Source organism: Mesorhizobium escarrei, assembly GCF_935825525.1.
Taxonomy (GTDB): domain Bacteria; phylum Pseudomonadota; class Alphaproteobacteria; order Rhizobiales; family Rhizobiaceae; genus Mesorhizobium; species Mesorhizobium escarrei.
The window spans coordinates 157,990-170,979 of record NZ_CAKXZT010000152.1 but is presented as its reverse complement, the minus strand read 5'-3'; the positions used below and the strand labels follow the sequence as shown (position 1 = coordinate 170,979).

12 protein-coding genes are annotated in these 12,990 nt (G+C 61.3%); 8 read left to right on the top strand and 4 right to left on the bottom strand.

The window, feature by feature from the left end:
* Positions 1-389: 389 nt before the first annotated feature.
* Both NMG80_RS28045 and NMG80_RS28040 read right to left on the bottom strand, forming a co-directional pair.
* Positions 390-1,070 (bottom strand): DsbA family oxidoreductase, encoded by a 681-nt coding sequence (locus NMG80_RS28045; protein WP_254021103.1) that lies wholly within the window; start codon positions 1,068-1,070, stop codon positions 390-392.
* A gap of 23 nt (positions 1,071-1,093) precedes the next feature.
* On the bottom strand, positions 1,094-2,908 hold the full coding sequence (locus tag NMG80_RS28040; RefSeq protein ID WP_254021102.1) for an extracellular solute-binding protein: 1,815 nt from the start codon (positions 2,906-2,908) through the stop codon (positions 1,094-1,096).
* Between the two features lie 232 nt (positions 2,909-3,140).
* On the opposite strand from NMG80_RS28040, the gene NMG80_RS28035 reads away from it, so the two are divergent.
* Positions 3,141-3,770, top strand: a complete 630-nt coding sequence (locus tag NMG80_RS28035) for an invasion associated locus B family protein (RefSeq protein ID WP_127208993.1) — start codon at positions 3,141-3,143, stop codon at positions 3,768-3,770.
* Positions 3,771-3,886: 116 nt separating this feature from the next.
* On the opposite strand, the gene hspQ is transcribed toward NMG80_RS28035, so the two are convergent.
* Positions 3,887-4,210: a heat shock protein HspQ gene (gene hspQ, locus NMG80_RS28030; RefSeq protein WP_029352484.1), complete on the bottom strand. Its 324-nt coding sequence runs from the start codon at positions 4,208-4,210 to the stop codon at positions 3,887-3,889.
* Positions 4,211-4,416: 206 nt separating this feature from the next.
* Positions 4,417-5,628, bottom strand: a complete 1,212-nt coding sequence (locus NMG80_RS28025) for a UbiH/UbiF family hydroxylase (protein WP_254021157.1) — start codon at positions 5,626-5,628, stop codon at positions 4,417-4,419.
* A gap of 63 nt (positions 5,629-5,691) precedes the next feature.
* Here NMG80_RS28025 and NMG80_RS28020 point away from each other — a divergent pair, with 63 nt between their 5' ends.
* From NMG80_RS28020 to NMG80_RS27990, 7 genes are all read left to right on the top strand, one after another.
* Positions 5,692-6,630 carry a DUF2182 domain-containing protein gene (locus tag NMG80_RS28020; RefSeq protein WP_254021101.1) on the top strand — a complete coding sequence of 313 codons (939 nt, stop codon included), beginning with the start codon at positions 5,692-5,694 and terminating at the stop codon, positions 6,628-6,630.
* A 12-nt stretch (positions 6,631-6,642) separates the two neighbouring features.
* Positions 6,643-7,257: a DUF1326 domain-containing protein gene (locus tag NMG80_RS28015; RefSeq protein WP_254021100.1), complete on the top strand. Its 615-nt coding sequence runs from the start codon at positions 6,643-6,645 to the stop codon at positions 7,255-7,257.
* Positions 7,258-7,322: 65 nt separating this feature from the next.
* Positions 7,323-8,090 (top strand): phosphatidylcholine synthase, encoded by a 768-nt coding sequence (gene pcsA, locus NMG80_RS28010; RefSeq protein WP_436798705.1) that lies wholly within the window; start codon positions 7,323-7,325, stop codon positions 8,088-8,090.
* 51 nt (positions 8,091-8,141) lie between these two features.
* On the top strand, positions 8,142-9,119 hold the full coding sequence (locus NMG80_RS28005) for a quinone oxidoreductase family protein (protein ID WP_254021099.1): 978 nt from the start codon (positions 8,142-8,144) through the stop codon (positions 9,117-9,119).
* A 230-nt stretch (positions 9,120-9,349) separates the two neighbouring features.
* Positions 9,350-10,927 (top strand): ABC transporter ATP-binding protein, encoded by a 1,578-nt coding sequence (locus tag NMG80_RS28000; protein ID WP_254021098.1) that lies wholly within the window; start codon positions 9,350-9,352, stop codon positions 10,925-10,927.
* Positions 10,924-12,036, top strand: coding sequence for an ABC transporter permease (locus NMG80_RS27995; RefSeq protein ID WP_254021097.1), 1,113 nt, complete (start codon positions 10,924-10,926; stop codon positions 12,034-12,036). The genes NMG80_RS28000 and NMG80_RS27995 overlap by 4 nt, the downstream gene beginning before the upstream one ends.
* Positions 12,036-12,956: an ABC transporter permease gene (locus NMG80_RS27990; RefSeq protein ID WP_202363079.1), complete on the top strand. Its 921-nt coding sequence runs from the start codon at positions 12,036-12,038 to the stop codon at positions 12,954-12,956. Before NMG80_RS27995 ends, NMG80_RS27990 begins: the two co-directional genes overlap by 1 nt.
* Positions 12,957-12,990: the final 34 nt, after the last annotated feature.

Genomic DNA, 12,990 nt, shown 5'->3' with positions numbered 1-12,990 from the left:
CCTCTTTTAGTTTTGTTACAGACAGTAACACCAATTGATCATTTTCAATTATTTTTTCTCGGCCTGCGAGGGATTGAACCGCTAGCCGTTGCTATTAAGCAACAGCGGCAACGCCATGCGCTGTCGCTGTCGAAGCATATTATCTGTATAATATCAATTAGTTGCTGGTTCATGTACGCGGGCGCCAGTATCTTCCCCAAGGGAAGGGTTTTTGCACAGTTTTGTTATGGCAAGAGCGTGGTCGATCAGCCGATTTTTGTCCTGCGGAAGACGAACGGACGCAAAGACGCGTCGTCATCTTTGTTGCCATATCGACCTGGCGGCACCCGGAAAGTGACCGGAGGGCTGCTGTGGCGATGTCAACAAACGCGCCTATGGAATGGCGTCTATCAGTTCGCTTTCTCCAGTTCGCCCCGCGCCTTGGCCGCCGCAACCTGGCGAATGGCGTCGGTGAGCGTGTCAACGTCTTGCGCGCCCATCACCGCATATTTGCGCTCAAGCAGGAAGCACGGCACGCCCGTGATGCCCATGCGCGAAGCGGTGGCGATTTCGGTGCGCACCGCCTCGACATCGGCGTCCGTCGGCAAAAGCGTCTCGACGACGGACGCATCCATGCCGGCCTCGCGGGCGGCGTTGATCAGTACGACATGGTCGCCGAGATTGGCGCCTTCCTCGAAATTCAACTGGAACAGACGTCGCACCAGCCGGTTCTGCATGACCTCGCCGGCGGCACCAGCCCAGCGGATGACGCGGTGCGCGTCCAGTGTGTTGGGCGCAACCTTGATGGCAGCGAACGCGAAGTTGATTCCCTCGGCTTCGCCCAATGGCTCGATGCGAGCGTGGATCTCGCGGATGCGTTCGTCGCTGCCGAATTTGGCCGTCAAGTAGTCGCGGCGATCCTTGCCTTCGGGCGGGATGGTTGGGTCGAGCTGGAACGGTCGCCAGCGAATATGCACGTCGACATCGTTTGCCGCGGCGATCGCCTTGTCGAGCCGCTTCTGGCCGATGAAGCACCAAGGGCAGACGACGTCGGAGACCACATCGACGGTAATCGACTTCTCGTCGCTCATCTTGATCTCCTGTTCCGAAGAGGTCACTTCGGCTTGCGCCACCATGTCGGCAGTCGATAACCTGAAATGGGCGTCTTTCGCGGATGTTCCAGATAGCTCCAGTAGGCGAGCCATTGCTGCGTGTTGTGCTGCATCGGAACCATGTAGTGGCCGGAGATCAACAACCTGTCGAGGACCCGGACGGCGGCAACATAATCTTCGCGGCTGCGGGCGTCGACCATCGCCTCGAGTGCTGCATCTATCGCCGGATCGGCGACGCCGGCAAGGTTGAACGACCCTTCGGCATTGGCGGCAGCTGATCCCCAGCGCCCGAACTGCTCGATGCCCGGCGACAGCGAGTTCTCGAAGCCGCTGGCGCCGATCAGCACCTCGAAATTGAAACGTTGCTTACGCGACTGGATCTGGTCGCCGTCAAGGCTGCGGATGGTGACATCGATGCCGATCTTCGCAAGCGTGCGCTGGTAGATGGCTGCAAGGCGCTCCTCGTTCTGGGAGGCGGTCAGGATCTCGAAGCCGAAGGGTTTCCCCTCGGGATCGAGCATCACTCCATCCTGCAAGGCATAGCCCGCGCCCTTGAATATGTCGAAGGCAGCTTTCAGCACCTTGCGGTCCTGGCCCGAGCCGTCGGTGACAGGTGGCCGCCAGGTGCCGTCCATGACATCGGCTGGCACACGACCCGGGTAGGGTGCCAGGAGCGCCTTTTCCCTGTCGTCGGCCGGATGGCCGAGTGCCGACAACTCGGAATTCTGCCAATAGCTCATGGTGCGCATGTACTTGCCGCCAAACAAGTTCTTGTTGGCCCATTCGAAGTCGTAGAGCATGCCGAGCGCGCGTCGAACCACCGGATTGGAGAACTTCTGCAGCCGTGTGTTGAACAGGAACCCGGTCACCACTGGCGGGATGCCGGTGTCGAACGTTTCGGCGATCACGTCGCCCTTGTGGAAGGCCGGGAAGTCGAGATCGCGCTCGCGCTTGACCGGATCGCTGTCGTCAGCGATAGCGCAGATGCCTTTCTTGAAAGCTTCCAGCTTGGCGTTGGCGTTGAGGAAATATTCGATGGTGATCTGGTCGTAATTGTCGAAACCGCGCTTGGCGGGGATGTCCTTGCCCCAATAATCTGCGTTGCGCTTGAACACGATGCGCTGGCCAGGCGCCACGTGCGCCACGGTGTAGGGGCCGCTGCCGATCACAGGTTTCAGCGTGGTCCTGTCGAAGGTCTCCTTGTCGAAAGCGTGCTTCGGCACGATCGGCGTCATCGCGATGACCAACGGAGTCTCGCGATTAGCCTTGTCGTTGAATGTAAAGCGCACGCTGCGGTCGCTGGTCTTTTCCAGTTTGGCGACCATGCTCATACGGGCGCTGTAGGGTGGCCGGCCTTTCTCGGTAAAGACGTCGTAAGTGAACAGCACGTCTTCCGCAGTCACCGGTTGGCCATCAGACCACTTGGCCCTCGGATCGAGATGGAATTCGATGCTCCTGCGCTCTGGATCCATGTCGGCAGTGTCGGCAAGCAGGCCGTAGAGACTAAAGGCCTCATCGTCATTGCGCTGCATCAACGGCTCGAAGACGAGATTGCCGAAGATCCTGTCGATGATGCCGCGTGCCGTCGTGCGCAGGCTTTTCAGGATGAACGGGTTGAGATTGTCGAAGCTGCCAACGACGCAATAGGTGATGCTGCCGCCCTTCGGAGCATCGGGATTGACGTAGTTGAAATGCGCATAGTCGGCCGGCAGCGCCGGCTCGCCCTGCATGGCGATCGCGTGTTTCGGCTCCGACAAAGCTGGCTGAAGCGAAAGGGTGATAATCGCGGCGATCAGCCAAACAAGAACGCGGCCCATGACCGTCTCCTTACTGGGTCGGCTTGATGATTCGGAGCGCACCCTAACATGAGCCGGCCGCCTCCCGGCTAATCGCGAGCTCAAGAATTGCGAGTATCGGGCTGGATTCGGCACCGCTTGCAGTGTAACACGCCGTCCGAAGTCATTCTGTTGCCTCATTTCGGCAACAGGTAGCTGGACCACACGGCGCGAAGAAGCCGGTCCCGGGATCATTTGAGAGGAAGTGCACGAAATGACGAGCCTGAACAGCAACGCGTACCGCCTGTCGGTCCTGGCCGCTGGCGTGGTCGGCTTTCTGGGCGCACAACTTCCAGCAGCTCTTGCGCAACAGCAACAGCAGATTCCGCAGGGTTGGTTCAAAGCCTGCACCAAGCAGGAAGACGTCGACATCTGCAATGTCCAGAACATCACCACAGCCGGTAACGGCCAGCTCGTCACCGGCGTCAGCCTGATCGAATTGAAGGGCAAGATAAACCGCAAGGTGTTCCAGGTGACGGTTCCGACCGGTCGCCTGGTTCCTCCAGGCATCGGCCTTCAAATCGATACCGGGAAGGCGCAGAAGCTCGATTATGTGATCTGCTTCCCCGACCGCTGCGTGGCGGAAGTGCCGCTGACCGACCAGCTCGTCGCCTCTTTCAAGAAGGGTTCGAACCTGACGCTGACCTCGGTCAATTTCCAGAACCAGCCGAACCCGATCAAGATCGCGCTGACCGGCTTCAGCGGCGCCTTCGACGGGCCGCCGCTGCAGCAGTCGGACATCGAGGATCGGCAGAAGAAGCTTCAGGATTTCGTTGCCAAGAACAATCAGGACTTCGCCAAGAAGCTCAAGGAAGAGCAGGACAAAGCGAAGACCGCCAACTGATCGCCCCTCAGGGCGAATAAGACAATTTTCTCCAGCCAACAAAAAAGCGGGGCCATGCCCCGCTTTTTTGTTCCGGCCGGCCATTTCTGATCCCATCAGGCCCGCAATCCGTCAGGTCAATGTCTTGACTGGCGTCTCGGCTCGTAGCGGCCGTCCGGCCTCTTGTCGAACATCTCGCCGATCTCCGGATGCCGCACCGGTTCGCCAGACTGATCCTCGAGCAGGTTCTGCTCAGACACATAGGCGATGTATTCCGTTTCCGAATTCTCGGCGAGCAAGTGGTAGAAGGGCTGATCCTTGCGCGGCCGCACATCCGCGGGGATCGCCTCGTACCATTCGTCGGTGTTCGCGAATTGCGGGTCGACATCAAAAATGATGCCGCGGAACGGAAACAGCCGGTGGCGAACCACCTGTCCGATCGAGAATTTGGCTGTTTTCATCATCGTACTCACCACTAAGTCCTAGGAGTGCCGCGCCCTTGGAACGCGCAAAGACTCTCTAAGACCTTGAATTTACGCATTACGCTTCAAAAAATCGAGCCCGACTTATGGCGGATGCCTGACCTATTTGGCGCAGACGCCGCATTAATTCAATGCCAACCGCTTGACGCCTGCCAAGCTACGGGCCAGCTCGTCCCGAGGACGTGCTACCGCCGGATCTGTTTCCTTAGGCCGCCGGCGAGCGCCGCAAAACCACTGCCGGGCCGCAGCCCCTCGCGCATGAAGAAGGCGCGGAGCGGCGCGAAGCCGCCGAGCACGCCAAGGCCAGCACTGCGCGCCATCTGTGCCGGCAGCATCTGTGAGAGCAGCGACCTGTTGAGCAGGTTGACCGCATTGCTGCGCGCCAGGATGTCGGGCCGGCGCTTAAAGTCATAGGCTGCGAGTGCCTTGACGGCGCCCGGGTCGGCCCTGTTTTTGCAGGCAATTCCAGTTAGATCATCGATATCCCTGATACCAAGGTTGAGACCTTGCGCGCCGATCGGCGGGAACACATGGGCGGCTTCGCCGACAAGTGCCACCCGGTTGCGCGCGAAGCACCGCGGCGTCACGCCTGAAAGCTGGTAGATCTGCCGGCCGGGTTCGACGGACACCCGGCCCAGCATCGATTGCATCCGCTGTTCGACCCGCATCGAAAGCACCGCGTCGTCCAGTGCGGCGAGTTCCTTCGCCGTTTCCGGCTCTACCACCCAGACAAGGCTGGACCGGTTGCCGGGCAGGGGAACCTGGGTGAACGGGCCGGTCTCGGTGTGGAACTCGGTTGAGGTGAAAGCGTGGTCGCTGCGGTGGCCGAAATTGAGAACCAATGCCGCCTGCGGGTAGGACCGCGCGGATGTCGAAATGCCGGCAGCCTCGCGGGCCGGCGACAAACGGCCATCGGCAGCGACGGCCAGCGATGCTGTGATCTCGCTGCCGTCAGACAGGATCGCATGCGCATGGTCGCCATCGAGGCGCCAGGTCTCCACCATCGCTTTTCGCCATTCGATGCCGGAATGCGCGGCAACAACACTGGCAAGTGCGGGGTTGAGCGCACTGTTGGGTAAATTCAGCCCGAACTGCTCCTCGCCGATTTCGCTGGCGCGGAAAATGACCACCGGGCTGCGGATCAGCCGGCTGGTTGCATCGACGATGCGCATCACCTTCAGCGGTGCGGCCTGGGACCTCACCGCATCGAGGACGCCCAACCGCTCAAGAATCTTCAGGGCCGGATTCATCAGAGCCGTCGTGCGGCCGTCCTGGCCATTTGCCTCGGGTCCGACGAGCGTCACGGGAAAGCCGGCGTCTGCGAAACGAAGCGCTGCAATCAGCCCCGCCGGGCCACTGCCGGCAACCAGTATCCGTGCTGTTTCCCGACGGTCCAATTCGGCTTCCCGGTTGCGATGCGAGGCGGTCGGTCCGACCTGATTGAGCATATAGATCAGATCATGCGGCTTGATCAACGCGGCGATTCGGCCCATTCGATTGCCATGACCGCCGAAGACCATGATTTCAGTCATCTCGACCGTTTCGGCCGCGCCGCGGCGAACGTCTCGCGCAATCCTCGACTGGCGGTGAACATCGTTTTGGGCGCAGGCGTCGTCCTAGCATGGCTGCTTCTTGGCGCCATGGCCATACGTGGCGCCGAAAGTCGGGTTCCGGGCATCGATGCACCCGGCGACATGATGCTCAGGTACCTGCCGGGGCTGCCGCTGCCGGATCTTCTCGAGCGCTTCTTCACCCTTTGTCTTGCACCTGCGTCGCTCGACGGGGGCGTCGGCGCGCAGGCCGGAGCGCTCATCGTCATGTGGTTCCTGATGGCGGTCGCCACCATGCTGCCTTCGGCGGCGCCGATGATCCGCACCTATTGCGAGATCGCCGATACCGCGCGGATCAAGGGCGAAGCGGTCGTCCATCCGCTGATCCTGGTCGCCGGTTACCTCAGCGTGTGGTTGGCTGCGTCGGCAGTGTTTGCGGCGCTTACGCTCATCGTCCACGCCTTCGCCTCATCTGTGCAGATGCTGGATCCGGTGGTCGGAGCGACAGGAGCGGCTGCGCTTCTGGTTGCTGGCCTCTATCAGTTCAGCGGCATGAAGGAAGCCTGCCTGACAAAATGCAAAAGCCCGTTCTCGATCCTGTTTTCGAACTGGAGCGCGAGGCCCGGCCGCATTTTCCGGCTCGGCATGGCGCAGGGTGTCTGGTGCCTCGGCTGCTGCTGGGCGCTGATGCTGGTGATGTTCGCCGTCGGTGTGATGAACGTGTTCTGGTTGGCGTTGATCGGCCTGTTCACCTTGGTCGAAAAACAGACGGAGGGCAGGCTGCCAACCCGGGTCGCCGGTGCGATACTGCTTGTCTGGGCAACCGCCCTGCTAGTAGTCTTGGCATAGGGAGAGAATTCGATGGCGGATCAAGGCTGGGCAATGAAAGGAGAGCTGGTGCTCTCCTGCAATTGCACGGTTTTTTGCCCTTGCGTGCTGTCCCTCGGCAATCACCCGCCGACCGAGGGCTATTGTCAGACCTGGGCGGGGTTCCGCATCGATGCCGGCCATTTCGGCGAGGTCGACCTGTCCGGCCTCAATCTTGGGCTGGTCATGGAAATCCCCGGCTATATGAGCCGCGGCAACTGGACCGCCGGACTGTTCATCGACAAGCGCGCCTCAGTCTACGCGGTAAGGGCGCTGACCAGGATTTTCACTGGCAAGGCTGGCGGAACCACCTCGCTGCTGGCCATCCTGGTCGGAAAGTTCCTCGGCGTCGAACAAGCGCCGATCACCTATGAGACGCGCGACAGGACGCGGATCTTCCAGATCCCGAAGATCATCGATGGGGCGGTGACGCCGATTTCCGGCAAGGACCGCGACAAGGATACGGTGATCAGCAATTCGGAGTATTGGATCGCACCGGAAATCATCGTCGCCAAGTCCGACAAGAGCAAGATGCGGGCCTTCGGCCGCAACTGGAATTTTGCCGGCCGCTCGGCCGAAATCTGCAAGCTGGACTGGCGGGGCCCGTGAGCAAAAAAACAACGGCCAGAAAAATCACGGCCGGAAAAATCACGGCCAGGAAAATCGCTGATAGGATTCCGAGGCCGAAGAAGAAAGTCACATGGCCGCAGGCGCGCGCGTTTTCGGTCCATCTGCTGACCGCGTCAGGCTCGTTCCTGGCGTTCCTGTCGCTGGTGGCGGCGAGCGAGCAGCGCTGGACGGCGATGTTCTGGTGGCTGGGGCTGGCGCTGTTCGTCGACGGCATCGACGGGCCGATCGCCAGGAAACTCGAGGTCAAAGAAATCCTGCCGACGTGGTCGGGCGAACTCCTCGACAACATCATCGATTACGTCACCTATGTGCTGATACCGGCCTTCGCGCTTTACCAGCGCGGCTTCATGGGTGAGGGCCTGTCGTTCCTGTCGGCGGCGATCATCGTCGTGTCGAGCGCGATCTACTATGCCGACACCGGGATGAAGACCAAGGAAAATTTCTTCAAGGGGTTTCCTGTGGTCTGGAACATGGTGGTGTTCACGCTGTTCGTCATCGATCCGGGACAATGGGTTTCTTTCGCCGTCGTCGTGGTGGCCGGCATCCTGACCTTCGTGCCGATCAATTTCATCCACCCGGTGCGGGTGGCGCGGCTGCGGCCGATCAACCTTGGCATGACGCTGCTATGGTGCGCTTTCGGAGCGCTGGCGCTGGCGCAGGCAGCTCTTGCCGCCTTCTACGACCAGATCGGCGTCTTGGGCGAGCAGGTGAGTGTCTTCACCAAGATCGGCATCACGGTCACCGGCCTTTACCTCGCATGCATCGGCGGTATCATGCAGCTCTTTCCAACGCTCGGCGCCAAGAAAACCTGATCCCAAGAAAGTCTGGTCCTAAGGGAGTCTGGTCCCAAGAGAGCCTCATCAATGTCCAAAGCAATACGCATCCACGCCCATGGCGGTCCGGAGGTCCTGACCTATGAGGACGCCGATCCAGGCCAACCCGGCTCGGGGCAAATCCTGGTCAGGCACACGGCGATCGGCCTCAATTTCATCGACGTCTATCATCGCTCCGGCCTTTACCAGCCGCCAGGCGGTTTCCCGCTGATACCCGGCAGCGAGGCGGCCGGGGTGGTCGTGGAAGTGGGCGCTGATATCGACTGGCTGAAGCCGGGCGATCGCATTGCCTACGCCGTGACGACTGGCGCCTATGCCGAGCAGCGCGTGATCGCCGCCGATCGCGTCGTCAAGGTGCCGGACGGCATCAGCGAAGCACAGGCGGCGGCCATGATGCTGAAAGGGATGACGGCGCAGTATCTGCTGCGCCGGACCTTCAAGGTGAAGGCGGGCGACACGATCCTGTTTCACGCGGCGGCCGGCGGCGTCGGGCTGATCCTCGGCCAATGGGCCAAGCATCTTGGCGCAACCGTGATCGGCACCGCCAGCTCCGCCGACAAGATCGAGCTCGCCAAGGCGCATGGTTTCGACCACGTCATCAACTACCGCGAGCAGGACTTCGTCGCCGGCGTCCTGGCCATCACCGGCGGCAAAAAATGCGACGTCGTCTATGATTCGGTCGGCAACGACACCTTTCCGGCCTCACTCGACTGCCTGAAGCCGCTCGGCATGTTCGCCAGCTTCGGTCAATCGTCGGGACCGGTCCCGCCGTTCAGCATGTCGTTGCTGGCGCAGAAAGGTTCGCTGTTCGCAACCCGTCCGACGCTGTTCGTCTACAACGCCAAGCGCGAAGACCTGGAGGCGTCCGCCGCCGCGCTGTTCGAAATCGTGCTCAGCGGCGCGGTCAAGATCAAGATCAATCAGCGCTACTCGCTCGAGGACGCCGGCAAGGCGCATTCCGACCTTGAAGGCCGCAGGACGACCGGGACAACCATTCTCATCCCCTGAGCCTTGCTATCGCTTAGAGCGACTTGCGTCCACTTGGACGCACAAAAAGCACGCTCCAACATTTTGAATCTACGCATCATGCTTTCCGAAAATCGATTTCGATTTTCGGGCCGATGCGTTAGGTTTCCGCTGAAATTCTTGAAGCTCTTTCAAGACGGGTGCCGCTTTGCGATGACAGCAGGCCGCGCATACCATGCCTGCGGGAACACAGAACATATCTGGCAAACCAGATGGGAGGCACTGTGAGTGCAAATCAGGACGACGCAAACCTGCTTGAGGTTCGTGGCCTTACCAAGACGTTCGGCACACTGACAGCGTGCGACCATATCGATCTCACCGTCGCAAAAGGCGAAATCCACGCGTTGCTCGGCGAGAACGGCGCCGGCAAGTCGACGCTCGTCAAAATGCTGTTCGGAACGCTGGAGCCCAATTCGGGCGAGATTTTCTGGAACGGCCAAGCGGTCACGATCACCAATCCCGGCTTTGCGAAGAAGCTTGGCATCGGCATGGTGTTCCAGCATTTTTCGCTGTTCGAGGCACTGACGGCGGCCGAGAACATCGCGCTGTCGCTGGACGACGGTTCGCCGATCAGCACGATTGCCGCGAAGGCGAGGGCGCTTTCCTATAGCTACGGCCTGCCGCTCGATCCGCAATCGCTGGTCGGCGACCTCTCGGTCGGTGAGCGCCAGCGTATCGAGATCATCCGCTGTCTGCTGCAGACGCCGCAACTCATCATTCTCGACGAGCCGACCTCGGTGCTGACGCCACAGGAAGCCGACAAGCTGTTCGAGACGCTCGAACGGCTGCGCTCGGAAGGAAAGTCCATCCTCTACATTTCGCACCGGCTGGAAGAGGTCAAGCGTATCTGCGACCGCGCCACCGTGCTGCGCCACGGCAAGGTGGTTGGCCATTGCAATCCGCGCAAGGAAACCGCGGCATCGCTGGCCCGCATGATGGTCGGCAACGACGTGCAGGCCGTGGTGCGCGCGCCGGCCCAGGGTATCGAGACCGCGCAGCCGCTGCTTGAAATCCGCGCGCTCAGCCGCAAGCCGGCAACACCGTTCTCGATCCCGCTCAGAAACATCAACTTGACCGTACGCGCCGGCGAAGTGATCGGCATTGCAGGCGTCGCCGGCAACGGCCAGGGCGAGTTCTTCGAATCCGTTTCCGGCGAGGTGCCGCAGCAGGATGCCGCCTCGGTACGCATCCGCGGCAAGGACGCCGGCGGCCTCAGCATAACCGGCAGGCGGCTGATGGGCGCTGCCTTCGTGCCGGAAGAGCGGCTCGGCCACGGTGCAGCACCCCGCATGAAGCTTTCGGAAAACCTGCTGCTGTCGCGCCATGCCACCGACGGCAAGGTGTTTGTCGGCGCCGGCGGAATGGTCAAAAGCGATGCGATCTACGCCGCTGCCCAACGCATCATCAAGGCGATGGATGTGCGCAAGAGCGCTCCGGACCCGGAGGCGGCAGCGCTTTCAGGCGGCAATCTGCAGAAATTCATCGTCGGCCGCGAACTCGACCGTAGGCCAAGCGTCATGGTCGTCAATCAGCCGACGTGGGGCGTCGACGCCGGTGCGGCCGCTCACATTCGGCAGACGCTGATCGAATTGGCGCGCAGCGGCTCGGCAGTGCTGGTCATCAGCCAGGATCTCGACGAATTGTTCGAGATATCCGACGCGATCGCGGTGATGCACAATGGCGAATTGTCGAAGCCTTTGCCGATCGCCGAGGCCACGTTCGAAAGGATCGGACTACTGATGGGCGGGGCCGAGCCGGGCCACGCCGAACACGCTCTGGAGACGTCATGATGCGCCTCGAACTTGTCAAACGGCCGCAGCGCTCGATGCTGTTCTCGGCGCTGTCGCCCTTCATTGCATTCGCGCTGACGATCATTGCCGGCGCCATCCTGTTCGCGCTGCTTGGCGTCAATCCCTTGATGGCGTTCCAAATCTACTTCCTCGAGCCTGTCAGTCAGGTCTGGCAGCTGCATGAGCTGGCGATCAAGGCGGCACCGCTCATCCTGATCGGGGTCGGCCTGTCGGTTTGCTACAGAGCCAACATCTGGAACATCGGCGCGGAAGGCCAATTCATCCTGGGCGGCATCGTCGGCTCGAGCATTCCGGTGCTGTTTCCGCAGTTTGAAGGGCCGCTGGTGCTGCCGCTGATGCTGCTGTTCGGCATGGTCGGCGGTGCCGCCTACGCCGCCATTCCCGCCCTGCTCAAGGCGCGCTTCAACACCAACGAGATCCTGACCAGCCTGATGCTGGTCTATGTCGCGCAGCTGTTCCTCGACTGGCTGGTGCGCGGGCCGTGGCGCGATCCAAAGGGTTTCAATTTCCCGCAGACGATACAGTTCAACGACTCGGCCATATTGCCGGAACTGATGCCGGCCTCCGGCCGTGCCAATTGGGGTTTCGTGTTCGCGCTGGTCGCGGCGGTGCTGGTCTGGATCCTGATGAGCCGCATGCTGAAAGGCTTTGAGGTTCGCGTGCTCGGCTCAAGCCCAAGGGCAGGGCGCTTCGCCGGCTTCGGTATCAACCGGATGGTGTTCTTCGCCTTCATGCTGTCGGGGGCCCTGGCCGGACTTGCCGGCATCTCGGAAGTCTCCGGCGCCATTGGCCAGCTGCAGCCGGTGATTTCGCCCGGCTACGGCTTTGCCGCCATCATCGTGGCGTTCCTCGGCCGGCTCAATCCATTGGGCATTGTCGCGGCGGGCCTGGTGCTGGCGCTGACCTATCTCGGCGGCGAGGCGGTGCAAAGCGCGCTCGGCATCTCCGACAAGGTGGCGCGCGTCTTCCAGGGCATGCTCCTGTTCTTCGTGCTCGGCTGCGACACGCTCATTCACTACCGCATTCGTCTGATCGGCTTGGCTGCGCCGACGCTTGAATCCGCGCCGAAGCTGGAGGAGGCCCACTGATGGACATCACCGTCAACATTCTTTTGACCATCGCAACCGCGGCGACGCCTTTGCTGATCGCAGCGATCGGCGAGCTGGTGGTCGAACGTTCCGGCGTGCTCAATCTCGGCGTCGAAGGCATGATGATCATGGGCGCGGTCGGCGGTTTCGGCGCCGGCTATCTCACCGGATCGCCATGGATCGGGTTGTTGGCGGCGATCGCCCTGGGCGCGGTGTTTTCACTGCTGTTCGCCGTCATGACGTTGTCGCTGGCCACCAACCAGGTGGCGACCGGCCTGTCGCTGACATTGCTCGGCCTCGGCCTTTCCGGCATGATGGGCACCAGCTTTGTCGGCCAGCCCGGCGCGAGGCTGCCAAACCTCGACATTCCCGGCCTGACAGCGATCCCTGTCATTGGCAGGTTGCTGTTCGGCCAGGACCCGATCTTCTACATCTCGATTGCATTGACCGCTGCCGTCATGTGGTTCCTGTTCAAGACCCGCACCGGACTGACGCTGCGCTCGATCGGCGACAGCCACACATCGGCGCATGCGCTTGGCATCAAGGTCATCCGCTACCGCTACCTGGCGGTGATCTTCGGCGGCGCCTGTGCAGGCCTTGCCGGAGGCCATCTGTCGCTTGTCTATACGCCGCAATGGGTGGAGAACATGACCGCCGGACGCGGCTGGATCGCGCTGGCGCTGGTCGTGTTCGCATCATGGCGGCCATGGCGGGTGCTGGCGGGCGCCTATATCTTCGGCGCGGTCTGGATCGGCCAGCTTCATGCACAGGCTTTTGGCATTCCGGTTCCCTCGCAACTGCTTTCTTCGTTGCCCTATCTGGCAACCATCGTGGTTCTCGTTCTAATCTCGCGCAACAAGCGTTTGACGATGATGAACACACCGGCTTCCTTGGGGCAGCCATTCGTTCCGGATCGTTGACAATAAAAACAGACGGGAAGCTCCAAGGTTTAAC

Excerpts from the sequence above, each read along its gene's own strand:
- NMG80_RS28020 (WP_254021101.1), top strand. The coding sequence starts at position 5,692 with ATGCGGCTTGATCAACGCGGCGATTCGGCCCATTCGATTGCCATGACC.
- NMG80_RS28000 (WP_254021098.1), top strand. The coding sequence starts at position 9,350 with ATGGGAGGCACTGTGAGTGCAAATCAGGACGACGCAAACCTGCTTGAG.
- NMG80_RS28040 (WP_254021102.1), bottom strand. The coding sequence starts at position 2,908 with ATGGGCCGCGTTCTTGTTTGGCTGATCGCCGCGATTATCACCCTTTCG.
- NMG80_RS28035 (WP_127208993.1), top strand. The coding sequence starts at position 3,141 with ATGACGAGCCTGAACAGCAACGCGTACCGCCTGTCGGTCCTGGCCGCT.
- hspQ (WP_029352484.1), bottom strand. The coding sequence starts at position 4,210 with ATGAAAACAGCCAAATTCTCGATCGGACAGGTGGTTCGCCACCGGCTG.
- NMG80_RS28005 (WP_254021099.1), top strand. The coding sequence starts at position 8,142 with ATGTCCAAAGCAATACGCATCCACGCCCATGGCGGTCCGGAGGTCCTG.
- NMG80_RS27995 (WP_254021097.1), top strand. The coding sequence starts at position 10,924 with ATGATGCGCCTCGAACTTGTCAAACGGCCGCAGCGCTCGATGCTGTTC.
- NMG80_RS28015 (WP_254021100.1), top strand. The coding sequence starts at position 6,643 with ATGGCGGATCAAGGCTGGGCAATGAAAGGAGAGCTGGTGCTCTCCTGC.
- NMG80_RS27990 (WP_202363079.1), top strand. The coding sequence starts at position 12,036 with ATGGACATCACCGTCAACATTCTTTTGACCATCGCAACCGCGGCGACG.
- NMG80_RS28045 (WP_254021103.1), bottom strand. The coding sequence starts at position 1,070 with ATGAGCGACGAGAAGTCGATTACCGTCGATGTGGTCTCCGACGTCGTC.